The sequence below is a fragment of the Mesorhizobium sp. A556 genome, assembly GCF_054489545.1.
On record NZ_JBTMXA010000001.1, the window covers coordinates 205285 to 231033 of the forward strand.

Annotated in this window: 23 protein-coding genes; 11 read left to right on the forward strand and 12 right to left on the reverse strand. The window is 62.1% G+C overall.

All coding sequences use genetic code 11. The features are described 5' to 3' along the window. Nucleotides 1-52: 52 nt before the first annotated feature. The 4 genes from ACX3P0_RS00995 to ACX3P0_RS01010 form a co-directional block, all read right to left on the reverse strand. On the reverse strand, nt 53-1627 hold the full coding sequence (locus tag ACX3P0_RS00995) for a trimethylamine methyltransferase family protein (protein WP_459085936.1): 1575 nt from the start codon (nt 1625-1627) through the stop codon (nt 53-55). Nucleotides 1628-1749: 122 nt separating this feature from the next. Next, on the reverse strand, nt 1750-2817 hold the full coding sequence (locus ACX3P0_RS01000) for a quaternary amine ABC transporter ATP-binding protein (RefSeq protein ID WP_459085938.1): 1068 nt from the start codon (nt 2815-2817) through the stop codon (nt 1750-1752). After that, entirely contained in the window at nt 2810-3697 is an 888-nt protein-coding gene (locus ACX3P0_RS01005) for an ABC transporter permease (protein ID WP_459085940.1), read from the reverse strand. Before ACX3P0_RS01005 ends, ACX3P0_RS01000 begins: the two co-directional genes overlap by 8 nt. A 193-nt stretch (nt 3698-3890) precedes the next feature. Further along, nucleotides 3891-4892 carry an ABC transporter substrate-binding protein gene (locus ACX3P0_RS01010; RefSeq protein WP_459085941.1) on the reverse strand — a complete coding sequence of 334 codons (1002 nt, stop codon included), beginning with the start codon at nt 4890-4892 and terminating at the stop codon, nt 3891-3893. A 379-nt stretch (nt 4893-5271) separates the two neighbouring features. Here ACX3P0_RS01010 and ACX3P0_RS01015 point away from each other — a divergent pair, with 379 nt between their 5' ends. The 5 genes from ACX3P0_RS01015 (at nt 5272) to ACX3P0_RS01035 (ending at nt 9802) form a co-directional block, all read left to right on the forward strand. Further along, nucleotides 5272-6441: an MFS transporter gene (locus ACX3P0_RS01015; protein WP_459085942.1), complete on the forward strand. Its 1170-nt coding sequence runs from the start codon at nt 5272-5274 to the stop codon at nt 6439-6441. Then, a complete protein-coding gene (locus tag ACX3P0_RS01020) occupies nt 6438-7604 on the forward strand; it encodes an MFS transporter (RefSeq protein ID WP_459085943.1) in 1167 nt (388 codons plus the stop codon). Before ACX3P0_RS01015 ends, ACX3P0_RS01020 begins: the two co-directional genes overlap by 4 nt. Nucleotides 7605-7760: 156 nt before the next feature. After that, nucleotides 7761-7889, forward strand: coding sequence for a hypothetical protein (locus tag ACX3P0_RS01025; protein WP_459085945.1), 129 nt, complete (start codon nt 7761-7763; stop codon nt 7887-7889). A gap of 55 nt (nt 7890-7944) precedes the next feature. Then, complete coding sequence (locus ACX3P0_RS01030) at nt 7945-9324, forward strand: aspartate aminotransferase family protein (RefSeq protein ID WP_459085947.1); 1380 nt, start codon at nt 7945-7947, stop codon at nt 9322-9324. Between the two features lie 112 nt (nt 9325-9436). Next, complete coding sequence (locus tag ACX3P0_RS01035) at nt 9437-9802, forward strand: hypothetical protein (protein WP_459079612.1); 366 nt, start codon at nt 9437-9439, stop codon at nt 9800-9802. A 311-nt stretch (nt 9803-10113) separates the two neighbouring features. On the opposite strand, the gene mmsB is transcribed toward ACX3P0_RS01035, so the two are convergent. Next, nucleotides 10114-10998 carry a 3-hydroxyisobutyrate dehydrogenase gene (gene mmsB, locus ACX3P0_RS01040; protein WP_459085949.1) on the reverse strand — a complete coding sequence of 295 codons (885 nt, stop codon included), beginning with the start codon at nt 10996-10998 and terminating at the stop codon, nt 10114-10116. 32 nt (nt 10999-11030) lie between these two features. Beyond that, nucleotides 11031-12197 carry an isobutyryl-CoA dehydrogenase gene (locus tag ACX3P0_RS01045; RefSeq protein WP_459085951.1) on the reverse strand — a complete coding sequence of 389 codons (1167 nt, stop codon included), beginning with the start codon at nt 12195-12197 and terminating at the stop codon, nt 11031-11033. Between the two features lie 136 nt (nt 12198-12333). Between ACX3P0_RS01045 and ACX3P0_RS01050 the strand changes: the two genes are divergently transcribed. After that, entirely contained in the window at nt 12334-13806 is a 1473-nt protein-coding gene (locus ACX3P0_RS01050; protein WP_459085952.1) for a cobyric acid synthase, read from the forward strand. Nucleotides 13807-13861: 55 nt separating this feature from the next. On the opposite strand, the gene rsmA is transcribed toward ACX3P0_RS01050, so the two are convergent. The 6 genes from rsmA to lptF form a co-directional block, all read right to left on the reverse strand. Beyond that, a complete protein-coding gene (gene rsmA, locus ACX3P0_RS01055) occupies nt 13862-14692 on the reverse strand; it encodes a 16S rRNA (adenine(1518)-N(6)/adenine(1519)-N(6))-dimethyltransferase RsmA (protein WP_459085953.1) in 831 nt (276 codons plus the stop codon). Beyond that, nucleotides 14689-15702, reverse strand: a complete 1014-nt coding sequence (pdxA, locus tag ACX3P0_RS01060) for a 4-hydroxythreonine-4-phosphate dehydrogenase PdxA (protein WP_459086839.1) — start codon at nt 15700-15702, stop codon at nt 14689-14691. Before pdxA ends, rsmA begins: the two co-directional genes overlap by 4 nt. Before the next feature lie 15 nt (nt 15703-15717). Then, complete coding sequence (locus tag ACX3P0_RS01065; RefSeq protein ID WP_459085955.1) at nt 15718-16653, reverse strand: SurA N-terminal domain-containing protein; 936 nt, start codon at nt 16651-16653, stop codon at nt 15718-15720. Between the two features lie 90 nt (nt 16654-16743). Continuing rightward, nucleotides 16744-19146, reverse strand: a complete 2403-nt coding sequence (locus tag ACX3P0_RS01070) for an LPS-assembly protein LptD (protein WP_459085957.1) — start codon at nt 19144-19146, stop codon at nt 16744-16746. Then, a complete protein-coding gene (gene lptG / locus ACX3P0_RS01075; RefSeq protein WP_459085959.1) occupies nt 19146-20234 on the reverse strand; it encodes an LPS export ABC transporter permease LptG in 1089 nt (362 codons plus the stop codon). Before lptG ends, ACX3P0_RS01070 begins: the two co-directional genes overlap by 1 nt. Continuing rightward, a complete protein-coding gene (lptF, locus tag ACX3P0_RS01080; RefSeq protein ID WP_459085961.1) occupies nt 20231-21433 on the reverse strand; it encodes an LPS export ABC transporter permease LptF in 1203 nt (400 codons plus the stop codon). Before lptF ends, lptG begins: the two co-directional genes overlap by 4 nt. 326 nt (nt 21434-21759) lie before the next feature. On the opposite strand from lptF, the gene ACX3P0_RS01085 reads away from it, so the two are divergent. From ACX3P0_RS01085 to ACX3P0_RS01105, 5 genes are all read left to right on the forward strand, one after another. Continuing rightward, nucleotides 21760-23247 carry a leucyl aminopeptidase gene (locus ACX3P0_RS01085; protein ID WP_459085963.1) on the forward strand — a complete coding sequence of 496 codons (1488 nt, stop codon included), beginning with the start codon at nt 21760-21762 and terminating at the stop codon, nt 23245-23247. A 1-nt stretch (nt 23248) separates the two neighbouring features. Then, complete coding sequence (locus tag ACX3P0_RS01090) at nt 23249-23698, forward strand: DNA polymerase III subunit chi (protein WP_459085965.1); 450 nt, start codon at nt 23249-23251, stop codon at nt 23696-23698. A 37-nt stretch (nt 23699-23735) separates the two neighbouring features. Continuing rightward, a complete protein-coding gene (locus ACX3P0_RS01095) occupies nt 23736-24356 on the forward strand; it encodes a hypothetical protein (protein WP_459085967.1) in 621 nt (206 codons plus the stop codon). Nucleotide 24357: 1 nt separating this feature from the next. Continuing rightward, nucleotides 24358-25209, forward strand: coding sequence for a 23S rRNA (adenine(2030)-N(6))-methyltransferase RlmJ (locus tag ACX3P0_RS01100; RefSeq protein ID WP_459085969.1), 852 nt, complete (start codon nt 24358-24360; stop codon nt 25207-25209). Nucleotides 25210-25292: 83 nt separating this feature from the next. Beyond that, on the forward strand, nt 25293-25736 hold the full coding sequence (locus ACX3P0_RS01105) for a hypothetical protein (protein ID WP_459085971.1): 444 nt from the start codon (nt 25293-25295) through the stop codon (nt 25734-25736). The last annotated feature ends 13 nt before the right edge of the window (nt 25737-25749 follow it).

Consider the following 25749-nt stretch of genomic DNA (forward strand, 5'->3'; position numbering starts at 1 on the left):
AAGTGAATCAAGTTGGGATTGACCTTCTGGTTTGGGACCAGAGGGTCGGAAGTCAAAAATCCGTCGGAGCGCCGCCTTCGGCCTTGCGCTTTTCGACGAAGGCGTCGAGTTCTTCGCGGATGGCCGGGTCCATGGCTGGCTGCTCGTACATGGAAAGCCGCTCCTTCCAGACGCGGTTGGCGCGATCGACGGCGGTGGGCGAGCCGGCTTCCGCCCAGCTTTCGAAATTGCGCCAGTCGGAGATGATCGGCGAATAGAAGGCGTTCTTGTAGCGGTCCTGCGTGTGCTGGGTGCCGAAGAAATGCCCGCCCGGGCCGACATCGCGGATGGCGTCGATGGCCAGCGCCTCTTCCGACAGATCGAGCGGCGTCAAGAATTCGGCCACCATCTGCAACAGGTCGATGTCGAGGATGGTCTTTTCATAGGAGCAGCGCAGTCCGCCTTCGAGCCAGCCGGCGCCGTGCATGAGCATGTTGCCGCCGCCCTGCATGGCGCCCCACAGCGAAAACACGCTTTCATAGGCGGCCTGCGCGTCGACCGAATTGGCGGCGCAGACATTGGAGGTGCGGTAGGGGATCTGGTAGCGCCGCGCTAGCTGGCCGCCGACAAGCTGCGCCTTCATGTATTCGGGCGTGCCGAACGCCGGCGCGCCCGATTTCATGTCGACGTTCGAGGTAAAGCCGCCATAACCGACCGGTGCGCCCGCCTTCACCATCTGGGCGAAGGAGATGCCGGCCAGTGCCTCGGCGTTCTGCTGGACCAATGCGCCGGCCACCGTCACGGGAGCCATGGCGCCCGACAGGGTAAAGGGGGTGACGACCACCACCTGGCCCATGCTCGACATCTGGATGATGCCCTCCATCATCGGAACATCGAGCCTGAGCGGCGAGTTGGTGTTGATGATGGTGAATACCGACGGCTCTTCCTGTAATTGCTCGCTGGAAATGCCGCGCGCGATGCGCGCGATCTCGATGCCGTCCACATTGCGTTCCCGCCCGAGCGAATAGATGTGGAACATCTTGTCGGTCAGCACGGCGAGGTCGCGAATGCACTCCAGATGGCGCACGCTGGGATGTATATCGGTCGGCTCGACCGGATAGCCGCCAGTGCCATGCAGGATGTTGTGCATCTGCGCCAGCTTCAGGAAATTGCGGTAATCGGCCTGGTTGCCGGAGCGCCGGCCGCGATCCGTGTCCGAGCTGTTCGGAGCCGATGCCATCATCAGGAACATGACGTTGTCGCCGCCGAAACGCACATTGTGCGCCGGATTGCGGGCATGGATGGTGAATTCGGATGGACAGTGTGAGATCAGTTCGAGGATCAGGTCGCTGTCGAAGCGAACGCGCTCCGAGCCTTGGCGCACATCCGCGCCATGCGCTTTCATGATCCGCCGCGCCTCGTCATGCAGGACGTCGACGCCGATTTCCTTCAGGACGCGCAGCGAGGCGAGGTGGATCGATTCCAACTCGTCCTCGGAAACCAGGTTCGTCGGCTTGAGCGGATTGCGCAGATGGCGAAACGGCGGTTGCTCGAAGGTCGCGGAGCCGGAGGCACGCTTTCCGGCGCGGCCACCACGGCGCGGATGGTCGGGTGCGGTGGTGTCGGCGGCAAGCGGTGCGGTTGTCATGATGATCCTCGGAATGCGGTATTTTAACCGTCATAATGGACCGGGGATCGTGCGGCCATTGCGGAGGCGGCGACCACTAGAGCGAGGGAAACGACATTGGCGTGCGGCGAAGAAGAGGCGGGTTATGCCTCGGCCAGTTCGTCGATCGTGCTTGGCGTCACCATGGCCGTTGCCAGCGCGTGCATCGTCAGCGCCCCGGCCGGCTTGCCGTCGCCGCCGAGTACCTGGGCGGTGCGAACGTCGGCATGGACCATTTCGCGAAGCGCGTCCTCGAGCGTTGCTTCGGCCGCGATCTGCAGGCCTTCGACGGCTTCCGAGCCGGCCAGCGGCGTCATGACGGAGGAGGCGAGCACGACGCGGGCGCGGTTCACTTCCCGGACGAATTTCTCGATATAGGGGTCGGCCGGATGCAGCACGATCTCCTGCCCGGTGCCTTGCTGGATAACTTCGCCGTCCCGCAAAATGGCGATCCGGTCACCGAGCCTGAGCGCCTCGTCCAGATCGTGGGTGATGAAGACGACGGTCTTCTTGATTTCCTTTTGAAGGTCGAGAAGCACGCCTTGCATGTCGGTTCGGATCAACGGGTCGAGTGCGGAAAACGCTTCGTCCATCAACAGGATCGGCGCGTCGTTGGTCAGCGCGCGCGCCAGCCCGACGCGCTGCTGCATGCCGCCGGAAAGCTGGTTGGGGTAGCGGTTCTCGAAACCGGCGAGGCCGACGCGGTTGATCCAGCGCATCGCTTCGTCCACCTGCTGCTTGCGCGGGGCACCGCGTATCTGCAGGCCATAGACGGTGTTGTCCAGGACGGTGCGGTGCGGCAGCAGCGCGAATTTCTGGAATACCATCGCGGTGTTCTTGCGGCGGAATTCGCGCAAATCGTGCTCGTTCATCTTGACCACATCGGTGCCGCCGACCAGCACTTCGCCGGCAGTCGGATCGATGAGGCGGTTGATGTGGCGGATCAGCGTCGACTTGCCGGAGCCCGACAGGCCCATGATGACCTGGATGCAGCCACCCGGCATCTGCAGGTTGATGTCCTTGAGGCCGAGCACATTGCCGTATTTCTCGTTCAGTTCGGCCTTGCTCATGCCCTTTTTGACCAGGTCCACGGCATGCGCGGCGTTCGTGCCGAACACCTTGTAGAGCGAGCGGATCTCGATGCCGGAGGCGGGTGCTGCGCTATCAACCATGAACCACCTCGAGATGCCGTTGGAGACGCTTGCCGTAAGCCTGGCTGACGCGGTCGAAAATGATGGCGATGCCGACGATGGCCAGGCCGTTGAACATGCCAAGCGTGAAATACTGGTTGTTGATGGCCTTCAGCACCGGCTGGCCGAGGCCCTGGACGCCGATCATCGAGGCGATGACGACCATGGCCAGCGCCATCATGATGGTCTGGTTGATGCCGGCCATGATAGTCGGCAGCGCCAGCGGCATCTGCACGCCCTTCAGCTTCTGCCAACTGGACGCGCCGAAGGCGTCGGCAGCTTCCAGCACGTCCTTGTCGACCAGTCTTATGCCGAGATTGGTCAGGCGGATCATCGGCGGGATGGCGTAGATGACGACGGCGATCAGCCCCGGCACCTTGCCGATGCCGAGCAGCATGACGACGGGGATCAGATAGACGAAGCTCGGCATGGTCTGCATGACGTCGAGAATGGGGTTGATCAGGCTTTGCACGCGGTCGGAGCGCGCCATCAGGATGCCGATGGGGATGCCGACGACGATGGCGATGACGGTACAGACGAAGATCATGGAAATGGTCTTCATGGTGTCGTCCCACATGTCGAACAGGCCGATCACGAACAGCGCCAGAAGCGAGCCGATGACGATCTTGATGCTGCGGCTGCCGAGCCAGGCCAGCACCGCCACCAGCGCCAGGATGATGGGCCAGGGCGTATTGGTCATGAACCGTTCGGAGTGGATGAGAAAATACTGGAGCGGATCGAAGAACGATTCGATGGCGTCGCCATAGGCGCGCGTGAACATGCGAAAACCTTCGTCGATGCTCTTCTTCAGCGCTCGCAGAAGATCGTCGTTCAAATGTGGGAAGGTTATGAGCCAGTCCATTGCCTGCCGCCTATCTATCTGCCCAGCCATCCGCACGCGAATGCATGCTCGTCGAACAGCACTTTAGAGCTATCCGGCAACCGCATGCAAACGCGCAGGGTTTGGTGATAGTGCACATTTCGGCTCGTCTTATGAGCCAAACAAGGGAAGCGGCGGGTGGCCCGCCGCTTCGCGAATTCCAAATTGGAAAGCCTTATTCGACGGCCTTCTTGACCTTTTCGGCGACGTCGGCCGGGACCCACGAAGCCCAGATATCCGGGTTGTTCTTCAGGAAGTACTTTGCGCCTTCCTCGCCGGTCGCCTGGTTGTCGGTCATCCAGGAAAGCAGCTTGTTCACCGTCTCATTCGACCAGGAGCGCTTGGCGAAATAATCCATCGCCGGACCGGCACGGTCGGCAAAGGCGGTCGTCACCAGTGTCTGCACGTGGTCCTTGGGCCATTCGTTCTGCTTGGGATCGGCGCAATCGGCGACCGTGTTGCAGCGCTTCCATTCGGCTGCGTCATACGGCACGCCGTATTCGAGCTTGACCATCTCGTATTTGCCGAGGATGGCGGTTGGCGCCCAGTAATAGCCCATCCAGCCTTCCTTGCGCTCGTAAGCCTTGGCGATCGAGCCGTCGAGCCCTGCTGCCGAGCCGGTGTCGACCAGCGTGAAGCCGGCCTTCTCGCCTTCATAGGCCTTGAAAAGCTGGCCGGTCACGACCGTGCCGCCCCAACCCTGCGGGCCGTTATAGACGGCGCCCTTGGAGGCGTCTTCCGGGGCGGGGAACAGTTCGGGATGTTTTAGCGCGTCGGCAATCGTCTTGATGTCGGGATGCGCGTCGGCCAGATATTTGGGAATCCACCAGCCCTGAACCGCGCCGTCGGAAAGCGCTTCGACGGTCGATACCAGCTTCTTGTCGGCGATGCCCTTCTGCACGACGTCCGGTACCAGGTCGACCCAGCCTTCGGGCGCCACGTCGGGCTGGCCCTTCTCGATCATCGAGGTCAGCGTCGGCACGGTGTCGCCAACGACCAACTCGGCATTGCAGCCATAGCCGGCGTTGAGCACGATCTTGTCGATGCTGGCCAGGACTTCGGCCGACTGCCAGTTCATGTTGGAAATCGTCACGTCGCCGCATTCGGCGGCCGTCGCAGCGCCTGCAAAGCCGACAAGAGCGGCGGCCAATGCGGTTGAAGCCAATAGCTTCTTCATAGAGGTTTTCCTCCCAGAGTTCGTTGATCGTTTTCGTTTGGCCCGGACGGACCGTCCAGGGCGCCAAACGTGTGCTTCCAATTGAAATGCAAGAACATTACCAGCCAATAGGGCCGGGCAGTCAAGACGGTGCCTGACAGCGACACAAGCTTGTTTTTTTGCGACCATGTCAACTCTTGCAGCATCAATCTTGCCGCACCGGCACGTGTGAGGTCCTTTACGCCGCCGTGCGGGCTTCGTTTTTGGGGCGCATATCCACGAAACGATCCAATCGCGCGTGGCGCAAGCGGATTCGGCCGGGCGGCACTTCCTTTCATGCCCGCGAGCCGATAGCAGGGCGTTTCTCGAGATTTCTCCAGCGATTGACGACGGTAGGCGTATGGCGCAGGCCAGTTCCAGCGAGCACCTGACGGATTGGGCGGCGATCGCCGGCGTCATCGCGACCGTTTCGGTGTTTGCGATCGCACAGGGCCTTACCTATCCGCTGCTTTCCTTCATCCTGCAGCGCCAGGGCGTTTCGCCGGGGATGATCGGCCTGTCGGCGGCGATGACGCCGATCGGCTTCATCGTTTCGGCGCCCATGGTGCCGATGCTGGCGCGCCGCTTCGGCGCGGGCCGTGTCGCGTTGACCTGCGCGGCCCTGTCGGGGCTGACGCTGCTGCTGATCGGCTGGACCTACAATGTCTACCCATGGTTCCTGCTGCGCTTCATGATCGGGGTGGTGACCAACCCGCTCTATGTGCTCAGCGAGACGTGGGTGATCGCGCTCGCGCCGCCGGCCCGGCGCGGAAGGGTGATGGGCATCTATGCCACGGTCATTTCCATGGGGTTTGCGGCCGGTCCGCTTTGCCTGCTTGCCGTGGGCACGCAAGGCTGGCCGCCTTTCCTCGTCGGCATTTGCGCCTTCATTGCCTGCGGCGCATGCTTGGCGTCCGTGCTTGGGCGGCTCCCCAGGGCGGATATGAGCGGCGACAATGTCTCGGTCTGGCAGTTCATACCGCTTGCTAGGCTGCTGGTGTTCACGGTCGTCATCGCCGCCGGGTTCGAGCAGGCGGTGCTGGCGTTGCTGCCCGTATACGGAGCCTATTACGACATCCCGGCGTTCGATATGTCGGCGCTGCTGACCGTGCTGATCGCCGGCAACATCGCCATGCAGGTGCCGCTCGGTCTTCTGGCGGAACGTTTTTCCGCGCGCCCGGTGCGGTTTGTCTGTATTTGCCTGACCGTGCTTGGCTGCGTCGCGCTGCCCCTGCTGATCCGGACGCCGTTGATCTGGCCTCTCCTGTTCGTCTGGGGTTCCGTTTCCTACGGCGTCTATACGATGTCGATCGTCGAACTGGGCGAGCGCTTCACCGGCAAGACGATGATGGCTGGAAACGCCGCTTTCGCGATGGTCTGGGGTGTGGGCGGCATTATTATGCCGCCGCTGGGCGGGACCGCCATGGGGTCGTTCGGCGCACAGGGCCTGCCGCTGACGCTTGGCATCGTCTGTTTTGTGCTGGCCGGCGCTACCGGCGTCGCGCTCTGGCGCCACAAGGCGGGCAGATGACCGCCGAGGCAGCCCCGGAAGCGAGAATGCCTGTCGGCGCGCTTTTCGGCGTTATCGCCAGCGTTACCGTATTCGGCGTGGCGCAGGGGCTGAGCAATCCGCTGTTCACCTTCCTGATGCAGAAGCAGGGCATTTCCGCCAGCGCCATCGGCCTTTCGGCGGCGATGACGCCGCTGGGCCTGATGTGCTCGTCGTTGTTCGTGCCGGCGCTGGTGCGGCTCCTGGGCGCGCGCGGGTTGGCGGTTGGAAGTGCTGCTTCGGCGGCCTTGCTGTTCCTGTTCGTCGGGCTGACCCAGAACTGGCTGGCCTGGTATCCGGCACGCTTTCTCATCGGGCTTGCCGTCAACCCGCTCTATATCCTGGGTGAAGTATGGCTGATCGCGCTGGCGCCGGCGGCGCGACGGGGTCGCATACTGGGCGTGTTCAACGCCATCACCGGGGCCGGTTATGCCACCGGGCCGCTGTCGCTGGCGCTGCTTGGCACGGACGGGTGGCCGCCGCTGCTTGTCGGCATTTTCGGCTTTCTAGGCTGTGCGTTTATTCTGTTTCTCACCGCAAGCAGGTTGAACAGCTTTGACGACGGTGTCCGCCATGGCGGCATCCTGCACTTCTGGATGGTCGCGCCCACCCTGTTGCTGGCCGTGGTGGTTTCATCCGCGAACCAGCAGAGCATCTACTCGCTTCTGCCGGTGTTCGGCGCGGGCTACCACTTGCCGGAGGCGACGCTGGCGACGCTGATCGGCGTCATGTCGATCGGCAATATCGTGGTGCAGATTCCGCTTGGCCTGATGGCCGAGCGTTTCGGCGGGCGCAAAATGATCGTTGCCTGCGCGCTTACCAACCTTATCGGAGCGCTGCTGTTGCCGTTCATCATCACGACGCCGCTGCAAGGACCGTTGCTGCTAATCATGGGCGGGGTGGGCTACGGCGTCTATACAATGGCGCTGGTCGAGATGGGCAACCGCTTTTCCGGCTCGGCGCTGGTTGCCGGCAACGCCGCCTTCGGCCTCATGTGGGGCGTCGGCGGCATGATCGGGCCGCCGACCGCCGGTTTCGTCATGCAGATGGTGGGGCCTGCCGGGCTTCCGATCCTGATCGCCGTGCTGAGCGCCATCCTGATCGTCTTTTCGACGTTCCGCTCGTTTGTCCGCCGACGCGAATGACCGCTCTAAAGCACGTCGCGATCTTTCAGATTCGCTTGCCGAGCTTTAGGTCTTTGTTTTCTTGCATGTCTTTACCTCGAAACCGGTTCCCACTTTCGGGAGACATGCTTTAAATAATCGTTTCCGGTTTTCGGAAATGATGCGGTAGGGTACGACATGTTGATCATGCGGCTCAACGCACGGCCGAAAAGCCACTACGCATCGACGCCGTCGCCGCGAACGCTTCGCGCCGATCTCCTGCGGTTGTGCGCTCGCATCGGCTATTCGCCGCCCGTGTTCCTCTGACTGATCCTTCACGGCAAGGAATTGCCAATTTGAGTCAAGAGGAGAGGTTAACTCCATGACATATCAGAATTATTCGCTGAAGCAGTTGCAGCAGATCGATGCCGCGCATCATCTCCATCCCTTCACCGACCACAAGGAATTGCGCGAGGCCGGGTCGCGTATCATCACACGCGCCGAGGGGCCGTATATCTACGATTCGGAAGGGGCTGAGCTTCTCGACGGCATGGCCGGGCTGTGGTGCGTGAATGTCGGCTATGGCCGCGAGGAGTTGGCGGACGCCGCCTATGCGCAGATGAAGGAGTTGCCCTACTACAATTCCTTCTTCAAATGCTCGACGCCTTCGCCTGTGCTTCTGGCCAAGAAGCTGGCGGAACTGGCGCCGAAATCCATCAACCATGTATTTTTTGGCTCTTCCGGCTCGGAAGCCAACGACACGGCGCTTCGGCTGGTGCGCCATTTCTGGGCGCTTGAAGGCAAGCCAGAGAAAAACCGCATCATCTCGCGCCACAACGCCTATCACGGCTCGACGGTAGCCGGCACTTCGCTGGGCGGCATGGAGGGCATGCACCAGCAACTTGGCGGGGCGGTGCCGAACATCGTCCATGTGATGATGCCCTACGCCTACGAACTGGCGTTGCCGGGCGAAAGCGATCACGATTTTGGCCTGCGCGCGGCGAAAGCGGTCGAAGACGCCATCCTCGAAGCGGGCGCGGACAAGGTCGCGGCCTTCATCGGCGAGCCGATCATGGGGGCGGGCGGGGTCAAGATCCCGCCGATGAGCTACTGGCCCGAGGTGCAGCGCATCTGCCGCCAATATGATGTGCTGTTGATGCTGGACGAAGTCATCACCGGTTATGGCCGCACCGGCGAATGGTTCGCGGCGCAGTCGTTCGGCATCGAGCCGGACACCATCTCGACGGCCAAGGCGCTGACCTCCGGCTACCAGCCCTTGTCGGCCCTGCTGGTCGGCGACCGGATCGCCGCCACGCTGGTTGAAAAAGGTGGCGAGTTCAACCACGGCTATACTTATTCGGGGCATCCGGTGGCGTGCGCGGTGGCGCTGAAGAACCTGGAAATCATTGAGCGGGAGGGGCTGGTCGAGCGGGTCAGGACGGATACCGGCCCGTATTTCGCCAAAACCTTGCAGGAGCGCATCGGCGGCCATGGACTGGTCGGCCAGGTGCGCTCGTTCGGGCTGATGGGAGCGATCGAGATCGTCAAGGACAAGGCGACCAAGCAGCGGTTTGAGCCAGTCGGTAGTGCTGCCGTCGCCGTGCGCGACCATGCCATCGCGCAAGGCATGATGATGCGCGCGACCGGCGACACGATGATCCTTTCGCCGCCGCTGATCTGGTCCCGCGCCATCATCGACATGGCGTGTGACCGCATCGCCAAGGCGCTCGACCTTGCCGAAGCGGATTTGCGGCGGGGCTGAATTTTGCCCGATCCGGTTGCGGAACTCCCGATCTGGTTGCGGAACTAAAGACGCAGCCATAACTTATTGGTGGCGGGTCTGTGAGTCCCGCCATTTTGAAAGAGCGAATTTCATGAGAAAGTCACGCAGTTCCATCGCGGTGCAGCGCGCCGCGTCGACGGGCAGCGCGTTCATGCTGGCGCCGATGGTCGCCATGATGCGGCTGCCGATCATGGCCGAAGAGGCCAGCCGGCAAACGCCATGGCAAGGCGAGACGGGCCGCGCCGTTTCGGAAAAGGCGCTGGCGACGGTGGACGGCATTTTTGCCGCGCAGATGTCGATGGTCGGTTCGATGGCGGCGTTCTGGCCAGAAGTCATGTCCGGTCGCACGCCCTCTGTGCTGAACGGCGTCGCGGTCGAGCGCTCGATCGAAGCGGCGCTGCGGCCAGCGGGCCGCACGGTAAAGGCCAATTTTCGCAGATTATCTGCCAAGGCATGATCCCGAAAAATGGGCACCGGTTTTCGGGTCAGATCATGCTGAAATAGAGAGCACCTGAACGCAAAAACCGCGTCCCGGAAGGGTACGCGGCTTTGCCAGATACGCATGGCGTTTCGCTACTCGAACATTGCGAAACTTAACTGCTCCGGTACGCAGAACCTGATCCGGAGCGGTGGGCGGTGCTGTATGTCCGCCTTGCCATCCGTTCTACAGGCACATCGTTACCGCGTGGTTATCGAGAGCTTAATCAAACCTAAATTTGTAATCTTTTTCGCCGGATAGGGCATAAAAAGCGAAGATAGATTCGTGCGCTATCCGGCACGTCCGCGCAGGAAGTTGATGATGCCGGAAAAGTCCGCTCCGCCGTGGCCTTGTGCGTTGAACAGCGCATAAAGCTGGGCGGCTTCCGCGCCCATCGGGGTCACCGCGCCCGCGCCCTGGGCTGCCTCCTGGCTCAGCTTCAGATCCTTCAGCATCAGGCTTGCGGCGAAGCCCGGCTTGTAATCGTGGTTGGCGGGCGAGGCGGGAACCGGACCGGGAACCGGACAATAGGTCGTCAGCGACCAGCATTGACCTGACGAGGTCGAGGCGACGTCGAACAGCGCCTGATGCGACAGGCCGAGCTTTTCGGCGAGCACGAAGGCCTCGGCGACGCCGATCATGGAAATGCCGAGGATCATGTTGTTGCAGATTTTTGCCGCCTGGCCGGCGCCATCTTCGCCGCAATGGACGATGCGCCCGGCCATGGCTTGCAGGATCGGCTCGGCCTTGGCGAAGGCGTCCTTCGCGCCGCCGGCCATGAAGGTGAGCGTGCCGGCATTTGCCCCGCCCGTGCCGCCGGAAACCGGGGCGTCGACCGACAGCAGCCCATGTTTTTGGGCGATAGCGTGCGCCTTTCGCGCCGATTCGACGTCGATGGTGGACGAATCGATGAACAGCGCGCCGGGCGTCGCCTTGGGCGCGATGTCGCCATAGACCGACAACACATGCTTTCCGGCCGGCAGCATGGTGATGACCACGTCCACGTCCTTCACCGCAGCCACGGCATTGGCCATCACCGTAATGCCGTGCTCGTGCGCAACCGTCAGATTTTCCGGCATCAGGTCGAAACCGTGTACCTCGTGACCAGCCTTGACGAGGTTGGCGGCCATGGGGTTGCCCATATTGCCAAGGCCGATGAACGCGATGGTGGTCATTTAGTTCTCCCGGAAGTTTTAGCGGCGAAAATTCAGCGGCCGATGAGATGCCGCGCGATGATGACCCGCATGATCTCGTTGGTGCCTTCGAGGATCTGGTGGACGCGCAGGTCGCGCACCAGTTTCTCGACGCCATAATCGTGCAGATAGCCGTAGCCGCCGAAAACCTGGAGCGCCTGGTTGGCGATGTCGAAGCCGGCATCGGTGACGAAGCGTTTTGCCATGGCCGACCATTTCGACGCGTCCGGCGCTTTTCGATCCAGTTTGGATGCGGCCGCGTAGAGGAAGATGCGGGCCGCCTGCAATTCCGTCTCCATGTCGGCCAACTTGAATTGCAGCGCCTGGAACTGGTCGATGGTCTTGCCGAAAGCCTTGCGCTCGCCGGCATAGGCCAGCGCCTTGTCGAGCGCGGATTGCGCGCCGCCTAGCGAACAGGCGGCAATGTTGAGCCGGCCGCCGTCGAGCCCGGCCATGGCGATACCAAACCCTGCGCCCTCATTGGAAAGCAGGTTTTGCGCCGGCACCTTGCAGTCCTCGAAGACGACCTGACGGGTGGACTGCATGTGCCAGCCCATCTTGTGTTCAAGCCCGCCGAAGGAAAGCCCCGGCGCATCCTTGGGCACGACGATGGTGGAGATGCCTTTTGGGCCATCCGCGCCGGTGCGTACCATGACGACATAGAGGTCGCTGTCGCCGGCGCCGGAGATGAATTGCTTGGTGCCGTTCAGCACATAATCGCCGCCGCTTTTTACGGCGCGCGTCTTCAGTGCGGCCGCATCGGAACCGGAGCCGGGCTCGGTCAGGCAATAGCTTGCCAGCCATTCCATCGAGGTCAGCTTCGGCAGGAAATGCTGGCGCTGCTCCTCGCTGCCGAAGCGGTCGATCATCGAGGCGGCCATGTTGTGGATCGAGATGAACGACGAAAAGCCGGGGCAGGCATGCGCCAGTGCCTCGAAAACCAGTACGGCATCCAGCCGCCCCAGCGCCGATCCGCCGACGTCGTCGCTGACATAGATGCCGCCGAGGCCGAGCGGCCCGGTTTCGCGAATCACGTCGGCTGGAAAGTGCCGGTCGCTGTCCCATTGCAGCGCGTTCGGCGCAACACGGTCGGCTGCAAAGGCCCGCGCCATCTCCTGGATTGCGCGCTGGTCTTCGGTGAGTTCGAATTGGCCGGCGGTCGCATCGACTGCAGCGTCCATGGCGTCCTCGCTGATGTTCCTGACTTGTCGCCAGCCTGTCGTTTTTGGTTATGCGCTGAGGCCAATCTAGCCCAATGATGCCGCCGCGCAACCCCGGCACGCCGGGTTTAGGAACGGCGGAGAGCGGAAAAAAGCAATGGCCAAAGCGATCATGCTGCAGGGAACGGGCTCGGATGTCGGCAAGACCGTGCTGGTCGCCGGGCTTTGTCGGGCGGCCAAGAACCGTGGCATGAAGGTGCGGCCGTTCAAGCCGCAGAACATGTCGAACAACGCCGCCGTCGCCGACATTCCGGAGGAACCGGGAATGAGCGGCGAAATCGGGCGCGGGCAGTGGCTGCAGGCGCTTGCCTGCGGGGTGCAGCCGACGGTGCATATGAGTCCGGTGCTGCTGAAGCCGCAGAGCGACATCGGTTCGCAGATCATCGTGCAGGGAAAAGTGTTCGGCGAGGCGAAAGCGCGAGACTATCAGGGCCTGAAAGGGCAGCTGATGGACGCCGTGCTGCATTCGTGGGCGAAGGTGAACGAAGGCGCGGACCTTGTCATTGTCGAAGGGGCGGGGTCGCCAGCCGAGATCAATCTCAGAAGCCGCGACATCGCCAATATGGGGTTTGCGACGCGCGCGAACGTGCCTGTCGTTCTGGTTGGCGACATCGACCGGGGAGGGGTGATCGCCTCGGTTGCCGGCACGCATCTTATTCTGCCGGAGGAAGACCGGCGCATGGTGGCCGGCTATCTCATCAACAAGTTTCGCGGCGACGTTTCGCTGTTCGAAGACGGCATTTCTTCCATCGGAAAATTCACTGGCTGGCGTTGTTTCGGCGTCGTGCCGTGGCTGAAGGCGGCGGCGCGCCTGCCATCCGAAGATTCCGTGGTGCTGGACAGGCTCGCGCCGGGCGAAAAGCGCGCGCTGAAAGTGGCCGTGCCGATGCTTTCGCGCATTGCCAATTTCGACGATCTCGATCCGCTCAAGGCCGAACCGCAGGTGGAGGTGGTGTTCGTGCCGCCCGGCCAGCGCTTGCCTGAAGATGCCGGGCTGGTGATCATTCCCGGCTCGAAATCGACCATCCGCGATCTCCTGTTTTTTCGCGAGAATGGCTGGGATCGTGACCTGGCGAACCATGTAAAGCGGGGCGGGCATGTCGTCGGCATTTGCGGCGGTTTTCAGATGCTGGGCCGCGTGGTGCGCGATCCGCACGGCATCGAGGGCAGCGTGACCGAGGCGCAGGGACTTGGCCTGCTCGATGTGGAAACGGTGATGGAGCCGGAAAAGACGGTGCGAAAGGTAGCCGCGCATTCGGTTCCGTTCGATGTGGCGCTGGACGGTTATGAAATCCACCTTGGCCGCACGACCGGGCCGGATACGCTTCGGCCAGCCACGATCGTCGATGGCGTCGAGGACGGCGCCATATCGGCCGATGGCCGCGTGTTCGGCACCTACCTGCATGGGCTGTTTTCAGCCGATGGCTTTCGTGGAAAATTCCTCGAAAGTTTTGGCGTCAAGGGTGGCGGTATCGATTACCGCGCCGAGGTCGAGCGCGCGCTGGATGAAATCGCAGGGGAACTGGAAACGCATCTCGACTGCGATGCGCTGTTTTCGCTGGCGCGTTGAGCGAGCATCGGACCGAAAGTGGTTGCCGGTTTTCGGGTTGTTCCGATGCTAAAAGTTAAAACCGCGCGGCGTTGGCCAGCAGCACGAACTCCTCGATGCTCAGCGTTTCGGCGCGGCGGGTCGGATCGATGCCGACGCTGTTGAGCAGGGCCTCGCCGCCGAGGCTTTTCACGCTTTGCCGCAGCATCTTTCGGCGCTGGCCGAAGGCCGCTTCGGTCACGCGCGCCAGCCTGTTCACCTCGGCTTGCAAGGGTGTCGCGCGCGGCACCAGATGTACGACCGAGGACGTGACCTTGGGCGGCGGCGTGAAGGCTTGCGCCGGCACATAGAAGCTGATGCTTGCTTCCGAACGCCAACCGGCCAGCACGCCCAGCCTGCCATAGGCGTCGCTGCCGGGCTTCGCCACGATGCGTTCGGCCACCTCGCGCTGGAACATCAGCGTCATGGAGGTGTAGAAGGGCGGCCATTTTTCGGTCGTCAGCCAGCGCACCAGAAGTTCGGTGCCGATGTTGTAGGGCAGATTGGCGACGATCTTGGTCGGCTCGCCGCCCGACAGACTGGCGAAATCGGCTTTCATGGCATCGCCCGAAAGCACTTCCAGCCGGCCCGGATAGTGGGCGGATATTTCCTCAAGCGCTGCAAGGCAGCGTTCGTCGCGCTCGATGGCGACGACGTGGCGTGCGCCGTTCATCAGCAGCGCGCGGGTCAAGCCGCCCGGCCCGGGGCCGACCTCGATGACGGTGCATTGCGACAAGTCGCCGGCGCTGCGCGCGATCTTGCCGGTCAGGTTGAGGTCGAGCAGAAAATTCTGGCCGAGCGCCTTCTTGGCCTGAAGGCCGTGGCGGTCGATGATTTCGCGGAGCGGCGGCAGCCCGTCGATGCTCATGCGGCGGGCTTCGTGTCGGCCAGGAGTCGGGCGAGTTTCAGCGCTGCGATCAGGCTGTCGGGGCGGGCGATGCCCTTGCCGGCAATGTCGAAGGCGGTGCCGTGATCGGGCGAGGTGCGGATGAAGGGCAGGCCGAGCGTTACGTTCACCGCTTCGTCGAAAGCCAGCGCCTTGGCCGGGATAAGCGCCTGGTCGTGATACATACAGATGGCTACGTCATAGCCGGCGCGGGCTCGGGGATGGAACATCGTGTCGGCCGGCAGCGGGCCGAACGCGTCCAGGCCCTCGGCGCGCAACTGTTCGACGGCGGGGCGCACGATGTATTCGTCCTCGCTGCCCATCGCGCCGCCTTCGCCCGCATGCGGGTTGAGGCCCGAAATCGCGATGCGTGGATTTTTCAGCCCGAAGCGGTCTTTAAGATCGAGCGCGGTGATACGGACGGTGGCGAGGATCAGTTCGCGGGTCAGCGCCTTGGGCACATCGGCCAGCGGAATATGGATGGTGACCGGAACGGTGCGCAGATCGGGGCCGGCGAGCATCATCACCGGCATGACTTCGTTGCCGGTGTGCAGCGACGCCAGATGCGCCAGATATTCGGTGTGGCCGGGAAAGCGGAAACCGGCATCGTAGAGCGGCTTCTTGGCGATGGGACAGGTGACGACAGCGGCAGCCCGACCAGCAAAACAATCGGCAACGGCGCGGTCGATGGCCTCGATGATACCCGCCGCATTGGCCCGGTCAGGCTGGCCGGGGGTATCCGTGAAGCTGGCTTCCAGCGCGGCAACGGGCAGGGCACTGCCGAAGACGGAAGCGGCTTGCGCCGGCGTGGTCTGTATAATGTCGCCAGTGGCGCCGATCCGTTGGGCTCGCGCTTTCAAGAGAGCCGGGTCGGCAAGCAGATAGAAGGCGGGTACGGCGTCGGCCTTGCGTCTCGCCCATGCGGCAAGGGCGATTTCCGGTCCGACACCCGCCGGATCACCGACACTGAGGGCCAGCGGGACGTCATGCACGGTCACGGCCGGCCGTCAGCGCTTGACGATGCGGGCTTTCGCCTTCAACTCGCCGAGGTATTTTACGCTGAGCGCATCGGCCTTGTCGTCCGACTTGCCCTCGGCCTGGAAGACCATCTGCGCGACCTTGTCGTCCGATACTTCGCGCGAGGAACAGATGCCGATGAATTCGACGCCCCGCTCTGTTTCACGGACCGTGGTAGCGCCGCCGGTCTTTGTCTTCTTGATCTGGTCGGCCCATTCCGGCGGCAATTGGGGCGCGAGGACACGGCCGAGATCGCGAACGGTGACGTCCATCAGGCCCTTGGCGAACTGGTGCGTGTTCTCGCATCCGTTGAAACGGGCCCGCATCGCCTCGGCCTCACGCTTGCGCTTGCCCATTGTCGATTTCCGCTCGGCGGCGGGGACGACGAAGATAACCTGCTGCAGCATGTATTCGGTCGCGCTGGGCTTGTCGCCGCCTTTTTCCAGCATTCGCCGCACCATCTCCTGCTCGCTGGTGCCGCTGCCGCCCTGTTCGGCGCGGTACCGGGCGCCGAGCGCCTGGTTCCAGGCCATCTGCGCGCGGATGAATTCCTTGAAATGTTGCTTGGTCACCCCGGCCTGCGCCATAACGCCGTCCAGTTGCGAAACCTTCATCTTGTTGGAGGAAGCAAAGCGCGCATAGGCCTCGTTTACCTGGGTGTCGCTGATGCGAATGCCCAACCGTTTCGCCTCGCCAAGCCGCAGGGTTTGCTCGATCATTTCATTGGCCGCATCGCCCTTGCGGCGCTGCAGGCGAAAAAAGGCTTGCCGGTGCTTGATGTCGACGGAGGTGATCGGCACATCGTTGACCACATACGCGATCGTGTTGGCGAAGGCCTGCGGCGTCGTCGCGGTGACGGAAACGGCGGTCATTGCGGCTAAAAGCGCAAATCCGGCCGAAAACAAATATTTCCTCATCGAACGCATTCCGATTTCATCCCGGGCTAAATCTCTGGCGTGAATGCGGCAACCCTGTGCCTGTTTTATGAGGCGAAACAATGTCGGTTGCCGCAACCGTCATTGCGCCATTGCAGCGGACGCAGACCCGAAGTCGCCAATCGTGCGGAACGAGATATTGAACCCGACGGTTTGCGAAGGTTTCGCCGTCTTGCTTGCCAGTGTCTCTGAAAAAGTCATCAGATAGGTGAAGCATTCGTCCGCGTAGGAGAAGCCTGCCCCTTTGCTGGCCATGTAATGGTCTTCGATGTTGTAGGTGCCAGCGCCGAATACGCTCCAGTTCTGATCCAGCTTGAAGGTTCCGCTGAGCGAGGTCTCGTGACGGTCGTTTTCGAAACCGTAAAGCGGCTGTGCCTGAATGAAGGTATAGCTGGTGGCCAGCGAAACCGGAAATCCGCTATAGGCCGCGCGCACTTCGGTGCGGCGCGCTTCGAAGGTCTTTTCGTCGAAACGGCCGCCGACAGAGGCGGAAAAACCGCTGGGGCTGGCTATGCCCGCGAGGCCAACGAAATCCGATGTATCCGTTTCCAGCCCCGAATAGGCGCCGACGTTGGCCAGGTCGGGCGTATCGAAGGAATTGAGCCCGGCAAGCTGGTACGATTGACCAAATACGGCGTGGGTGGACCAGCCATTGTTGTAGCTGCCCGAATAACGCAGGCCGACATTGGCGCGGGTGCCGCCCTCGACGCGGTCGTAGCCGGAGAATTTATCGCGTTCGAACAGCGTCGTCGCATCGAAGACAAAGCTCTGCGCATCTTCGTTGGGAATTCCCAGTCCACCGACATATTGCTCGTTGGGGCGGGCGAAGGTCTGCACCATCGGCTCCAGGATGTGGCTTGAAGTGCCCATCGCAAACAGGATCGGATAGCGCAATTCCAGTCCGGCGGTGGCCATGAACCGGCTGAAGGTCGAGCGCGTGTCGGCTGTCGTGTCGATCAGCGGATTGTTGGCCATCGAGTTGACGGCCGCGATCGAACCTGTCGAAGCGTTGACGTAATTGGCGTCCGCCTGGAAGGCGAGCATCGGCGTGATCACCAGGCCACCATCGGTTATGAAGGTACGTTTCCACTCCGCTTCGGCGGTGATGCGGCCGGAATCGCCTTCGATGCCGCCGAGGCGCTGGACATCGGCGGTGCCAAGGGTAAACGCTCTATCCAGCGAGTCGCGGTGGAGCGCCCTGGCGTTGAGGTTGAAGGACAATTGGCCGCCGGCCAGCGGCGTTTCTGGAATGTAGGCATAGTCGAGCGAGGGAAGAACCCAGGGCTGCGACCTGTTTACCGACGAACTGGAACTGTCGAGAGCCGATTCCTGAACCTGGAAACGCATGGCGCGCAAGTCGAAATAGTTACGGTCGTTCAGGCCGGTCAGATACACTTCCGAACGATGGTAGTAGTCCTTATAGCCATCGATGTCATAGGTGTACGAGAAGTTCTTGTCGGTTTGGGCGAGGATGTCCCAGCCGAAATCCCAACGCGAATTGATGGCGAAATGGCCCTTGGTGCCCATCATGCCGCGGAACTTGGTCGGATCACCGGCCGCGCCGGAATCAACCGTATTGGCGTCGAACGCCTGTGGATCGTTCTGGTGGATACCGGCCATCTTCAGCGAGTATTCGCCGTTGTTGAATCGCTGGCGCCATTCGGCTTCACCCAAAAAGCCCTGCTTGGAATAATAGGTTCCCTTGGCCGTCAAATCGTAGGTGGGGGACAGCGCGAAATAGTAGGGAACGGTAACTCCGACGCCCATCTCGCTCTTGTAGCGGATGCCGGGGATCAGGAAGCCGCTTTTGCGCTTGACCGTCGGATCGGCGATTTCGAACGCCGGCAGATAGGCAATGGGGAAACCGAAGAACTCGAAATTCGACTGCTCGAAACGGATCGTCTTCTTTTCGCCGTTCCAGATTACTTTGCGCGCCTTGATGCGCCACAGCGCGGGTTTGTTCGGTTTGTCCTCGCACGGTTCGCACGCGGTATAGACGCCGTTGTGGAACGTGGTGAGGATGCCGCCCATGCGCTCGGCGCTCTCGGCCGCCATGTAGGTCTTGTCGGGGGTTTCCACGCGCAGCGCGTTGATGAAGCCGTTGCCGAAATCGTCGGTGATGTCGATATGTTCCGAATAAACCTTGGTGCCGTCGCTGTTGACCAGTTGGGCGTTGCCGCTGGCGACCAGCCGCTTGGACTTGCGGTCATAGGTAACACGCTGGGCAACCAGCCGGTTACCGGCATAGTCGATCTGTACCCCGCCGACAGCGGTGACGGTCTGGGCGTCGTTGTCATAGACCAGAGTGTCGGCTTCCAGCAGCATCTGCGAGCCGGGTTGAACCTCGGGCGCCAGCGCGGTCAGATCCTGGGCGAAGGCCGGAACTGCCGGGAAGGCGCAGGAAAAAAGGCAAGCCAAGGCCGTCGCGCCATAAAGATGCGTCAAACGGGCGGCCTTACGCCTACGCAACACAGCCCTTTCCACTAGCCATCTTCCTTGTACAGCAGGAACGTAACCCCAAAAAACATCGATACAACTACAGGGAACCAGGCAGCCACGACAGTCGGAACGAATCCGGCCACCCCGAAAGCCTTGACCAGGACCGATACGACATAAAGCAGAAACCCGGCAAAGACACCACCCAAAATCATTGTTGCCGACTGTCCCATTCTGGCAAATCGCATCGATACCGTCGCCGCGATCAGCGTCATTGCCAGAAGCAGGAAGGGCAGCGCCATCAGGGAATCAAACTGCATGGCGAAGGCATTTGCCCTAAGTCCGAAAGAGCGGGCAACATCAATTTTCCCCGGCAGTTTGTAGAACGGGATCGTTTCGGGCCTTGCAAGGCGTTCCTGGACGAATTCCGGCTTGAGGTTGGTCGGCACGCGGTCTTCCGGCCGGCTCTCGGCAGCCTTGCCCTCCCGGAAGATCTTGACGTCCTGCAGGTCCCAATAGCCATCGCGAAGATAGACGTGCCGGGCATCCTTCCGTTCCGCGATGTTGCCTTCCTGATCGAAGATGAAAAACGAGGCGTCCGCCATCTCCAGGCCCTGGTTGAGGATGGCGTGGGCTCCGATGATGGTGTCGCCGGACGCCGTTTTTTGCCGTATCCACGGGGCCGATGCGGCGGAAATGGCATTGGATTTGCCGGAACTGAGGCTGCTTTCCAACTGCTCGGAGCGGGAAAAGCCGTAGGCGGCGATGGGGTTGAGCACGCCGACCGAAAGCACGCCGAACGCCAGCGCGCCGATGCAGCACGGCAGCAGGAACTGCCAGGCGGATATGCCGGCCGAGCGGGCGATGACCAGTTCGTATTTGCGGTTGAGCGAGACGAGCGTCGCCATGGCGGAGAACAGGCCGACGAACGGCACCGTCTGCAGCATGATCATCGGCACCCGAAAGGCCGAAATCATCAATCCCGTCTGGTAGGTGAAGCCGGGCAGGCGCGCCGTGCGCCCGGTCATTTCGGTAAAGTCGATCAGGAAGATCAAGGCAAAAATGCCAAGGAAAAACCACGCCGTGATTTTCGCATAGCGGAAGAAGAAGTATCGGCCGAGCGTCCAACCCATCATGCCGCTCCCTGGCGGGGGGTGGGGCCGCCGAAGAGACGGGTCCTGACGGCTGCCGCGTGCTTACGCAGACGACGCCCGGCGGCAAGGCTGGAGTCGATCCAGTTCATCGGCAGTTCCATGGTTTTCTGCGCGCGAATGAACAGGATAGATACGAGCGACGCCAGGATGGGTATCGCATACATCAGATAGCCGAGCACCGGCTCGCTCTTGGATTCGCCCTCGGCGAAAAAGGCAAGCCAGCGCACCACGAGGCAGATGACGATGGCCGTGATCAGGGGATGGATGCGCGCCTCGCGATGGGACTTGGCGTCGCCGGCGACCGCCAGGGCGATCAGCGCGAAGGCTATCGGGAAAAGCCATTCGGAGAAGCGCTTGTTGAGTTCCGTCTGGTAAAGATCGGGTTCCTGCTTGTAGACCGGGTCATTGGGATCGGGATTCAGCAAATATTGCGTCGTCTGGTCCTTCGGCAGGAGGATCTTGCCCGGATTGTTGGGGCTGAATGCCGAAAGGTCGAACGCGTAGGAGGTGAAGCGGATGACCGACACGTCGTCCGACGGCGACTTGCGGTGGACGACGCCGTCGTTCATCAGCAGCACCTTCTTGTCGCCGCGATCGATGACGGCGCCGGTCTTGGCGTAATAGATGAGATCGACGTTTGGCTGTCGCGAATCGGCGACAAAGATCCCGCCCAACCGGCCATCGGGCAATCGCTCGCCAATCTGCACGAAAAGCCCGTCATCGACCTTGCGGAACGTCCCTTCCTGAATAATCAGGGCGAGGAAGTCGGCGCGGGCCGAGGCAATGAGGTCGCGGTTCTTCTGGCGCGCGTAGGGATCGATGCCGTTGTGGATGACAAAGCAAAACAGGCCGGCGGCAATGGCAAGCAGCAAGATCGGCCGGACCACGGCGAGCCGTGAGGCGCCGGCGGCACTTATGATCACCAGTTCCGAATCGGCGTTCATCGTGCTCAGCGTCTGGGCTACCGCGACGACCAGCGCAAACGGCACGACGATCGGGATGATGGACGGCAGGATGAACGTGGCGAGTTGAAAGAATGTCAGTGCCGACTGGCCGCTATCGGTAACAAGATCGATGCGCGCCAGCACCTGCGTCGTCCAGACGATCGCCAGCGTCCACAGGAGCGTTCCCATGAAAAGCGCAAATGTGCGCCGCATGATGTAGCGTTCGACGACCTTCATTCAGTCTGGTTCTCGGCTGCATTCGACCGGCATCATGCCTCCGCACAAAGTATCTGTCCGGCGTCGCTTGCACAACCGGACTGGCCTGGGTTCCGTTGCACCCCAAGCGTGTCCCGGTAGGCCGCAGTGTCGGCAATATTGGATAAGGAAGGGAAAAGATAGATGGTTAACAGGCGGCCGCAGGTAAAGGGGAGCGCAGGTCATGAGACAAATAGCCCTGACGCAAATCGCGCAAATTTGCCGCTGCGACCGTCCAACTATTGCCAAACGCCCCAAAACGACCAAATGTCGCGCTCCATTCAGCATTGTTCCGAAAGCCGACAGACATGAATACGCGCCCTTCCGTTTCCTTCGCCAAGTTCGCCGCTCCCACGAAAGGCAGTGTCTTTGTGCTGGCGGGCGAAAATGGGGCGCTTGGCGAAGCCGCGCGTGCCTGTGATCCGGGCCGGGTGCTCGATCGTGCGTTCCCTGCAGCGGGATTTTCCGCAAAATTCGCGAGCACGGTCGAGGTGTTGACGCCGGAGGGGACGACCCTCGACCGGCTCGTTGTCGTGGGGACCGGCAAGAAATCGCCGCTCGACGAGTATGACTGGCTGAAGCTCGGCGGCACCATCGCGGCCGCGTTGCGCAAGGCCGCGGAGATCGTGGTCGTCGTGGATGGTCCGGCTGGCGCGGCAGATGCCGCCAGCCTTGCGGCGGGCCTGCTGCTGCGCAGCTATGCGTTCGACAAATATAAGACCAAGAAGGACGAGGACGACGCCGAGGGCCGCGCCAAAAAGCCGGCCAAGGTGACCATCCAGTGCGCCGATCCCGCCAAGGCCAAGAAGGCTTTCGCCGACATGGAGGCGGTGGTCGACGGCGTTTTCCTGGCGCGCGATCTCGTCAACGAGCCGGCCAACACGCTTGGGCCGATCGAATTCGCCGAAAAGGCGAAGGAATTGACGGCGCTCGGCGTCAAGGTCGAAATCCTCACCGAGAAGGAAATGAAGAAGCTCGGCATGGGCTCGCTGCTGGGCGTCGCGCAGGGGTCGCCGCGTGGTGCGCGGCTGGCGGTGATGCAGTGGAACGGCGGCAAGGCCAAGGAAAAGCCCATCGCCTTCGTCGGCAAGGGCGTGACCTTCGATACGGGCGGCAATTCGATCAAGTCGGCTTCCGGCATGGAGGACATGAAGGGCGACATGGGCGGGGCCGCCGCTGTCACCGGGCTGATGCACGCGCTTGCGGCACGCAAGGCCAAGGCCAATGTCGTCGGCATTATCGGGCTGGTCGAGAATGCCGTCGACGGGCATGCGCAGCGCCCCGGCGACATCGTGACGTCCATGTCCGGCCAGACCATCGAGGTGCTGAACACCGATGCCGAAGGCCGTCTCGTGCTGGCCGACGCGCTTTGGTACTGCAACGACCGTTTCGAGCCGAAATTCATGGTCAACCTGGCCACGCTGACCGGGGCCATCATGGTGGCGCTGGGCCAGCACCATGCCGGTCTGTTTTCCAACGACGACGAACTGGCCGGGCAACTGAGCGCCGCCGGCCAGGCCACGCAGGAGCGTGTGTGGCGCCTGCCGCTCGGTCCGGAATACGACAAGCTGCTCGATTCGAAGAACGCGGACATGAAGAATATCGGGGGCCGTTTTGGCGGCGCCATCACCGCCGCTCAATTTCTCAAGCGCTTCGTCAAGGAAACGCCCTGGGCGCATCTCGACATTGCCGGCACGGCGATCAGCGCGCCCTCCAGCGAGATCAACCAGTCGTGGGGCTCGGGCTTCGGCGTCCGGCTTCTGGACAGGCTGGTTCGCGACAATTACGAGCGCTGAATTGACCGAAATTCTGTTCTACCACATGACCGAATCGACGCTTGAAGATGCGCTGCCGGGCCTTCTCGAGCGCAGCATCGGTCGTGGTTGGCGCGCGGTGGTGCAGACGGGCAGCGAGGAGCGGCGCGATGCGCTAGACCAGCATCTGTGGACGTTTCGCGACGATTCGTTCCTGGCGCATGGCACCGACCGGGAACCTTTTACCGCGGACCAGCCGGTGCTGTTGACCACCAGCGAGGCCAATGACAATGGCGCGCAAATTCGTTTTCTGGTCGATGGAGCCGTGCCGCCGGACCTGAATGCCTACGAGCGGGCGGTGTTTCTGTTCGATGGCCATGATGCCGGCCAGGTGGAGGCGGCGCGCGGGCACTGGACGACGATGAAATCGGCCGGCCACGCCGTTACCTACTGGCAACAGGCCGCCGACCGACGCTGGGAGCGCAAGGCGTAAGGCGTTTTGCGCCACGCCTTTCTGGACAGGAAAAACGATGCGCCTTTTGTTTCTGCTGATCTTGCTGGCCGGGGTGGGGATCGGCGCGATCTATCCCTGGTCGCTGCGCAATTTTTCCGGTGCCGAGATCGGGACATGGCGGGTCTATGAGAACGGCCAGTTCAAGCCACAGGATGTTCAACTGAAAAGTACGCAAGCGCCGGTGCGCGTGCTGGTCGACCTGACCACCAATACTGACCGGATATTGTCTTCCGACCGTGCGGTTCTTACCCTCACTGCTGACCATGGCGGCAAGACGGCGCTTGCCTCCACCTTGAAATTCAGGGGCAATCCGACTCCGCGCGAGCAAAGCCCACAGATAACGGACCGGATTTTTCGCGACGAGGCGGGGCTCATTCCCGAAGTGAGCGACGGGGCTTACACATTTACGGTCGGGCAGGGCGACGTCGACGACATTCGGATCAAGGCTGTCGATCTCGTGCTGCGCTCGGACGCGCAAGCGATCGATCCACGCCTGCAGCCGATCGGTTTCTCCTTGATCGCTATCGGCTTCATCGGCCTCGTGCTGGCGTTTCGGCACCGTCGGGGCGGGCGGCCCCAAAACCCGAACTCGCAACCGCCGCCGCGCTGGGGCAGGGGTGGCGGCTCGTCCGCATAACATGAATTATCGCCACGCCTACCATGCCGGGAACTTTGCCGACGTCGTCAAGCACATCGTGCTGGTGCGGCTGATCGAGTACCTGAAACAGAAGGAAAAAGCCTTTCGCGTCATCGATACCCATGCCGGCACGGGTCTCACCGACCTTTCCTCGCAGGAGGCGCAAAAGACCGGCGAGTGGAAGGGCGGCATCGGCCGGTTGATCGACGCCGACATGAAAGCCGACGCGGCATCGCTGGTCGCGCCTTATCTGGCGGCGGTTCGGGCCGTTGGCGGCAACGCAATGAAGCGCTACCCCGGCTCGCCGCTGATCGCGCGACATTTGCTGCGCAAGCAGGACCGGCTTTCGGCGATAGAACTGCATCCCAAGGATGCGGCCAGGCTGAAGACGCAATTCGACGGGGATTTCCAGACCCGGGTGATGGAACTGGACGGCTGGCTGGCGCTCGGCGCCCATCTGCCACCGAAGGAAAAGCGCGGCCTGGTGCTGATCGATCCGCCTTTCGAGGAAGGGGGCGAGTTCGAGCGCCTCATCGATGGGCTGGCGCGGGCGTACAAGCGCTGGCCGGGCGGCATCTATGCGCTGTGGTATCCGATCAAGGATCGCGCTGCCGTCGCTGCCTTTCGCCGAAATCTGGCCAGGTCGGGGATTGCGAAAATCCTCGACGTAACCTTTGAAATCGCGCCGGAATCGCCGGTTCCAAGCCTGCACGGCAGCGGCATGGTCGTGGTCAACCCGCCTTTCACGCTGGAAAACGAGCTTCGCACCCTGTTGCCGGCCTTGCACAAGCTGCTGGTCGTGGAACAACCGGCGCATTGGGGACTTGAATGGCTGGCTGGTGAAATCGCCTGACGTTGCGGTGGCGAAATTTCGCGGCAGCTTGACCGGAACCGCGCGAATCCTCACAGTGCGCGCTTGCATCGAAAGAGATCAAGATGACTCGTTTTGCTACTTCCTTTCTCGCAGCGCTGATCGGCTTCTGCGCTCCGCTTGCCGCCACGCCGGCGGTTTTTGCAGCCGATCTTCCGGGCTATGTCGACAATGGCGATTCTGGCGTCTGCGGGCAGCCCTGGGTGCTCAGCAAAATCACCCGGCGGTTCAATCATCAGGTACGCAATGTGCCGAACCTGCCGCAGGTGGCCATTAGCGACTTCAGCCGCATCCATCAGCATCGCTACCTTCCGTCCGGCGACAACTGGCCGATCGGGCGGCGCTATTGCGGCGCTACCGTTTCGCTGACCAACGGTCATGACCGCACCATCTGGTACCTGATCGAGGAAGGTCAGGGCTATGCGTCGGTCGGCGACAATGTCGAATTCTGCGTCGCGGGCTTCGATCGCTGGATGGTCTATAACGGCCGTTGCCGCGTCCTGCGCTGAACGGGCGAATCCG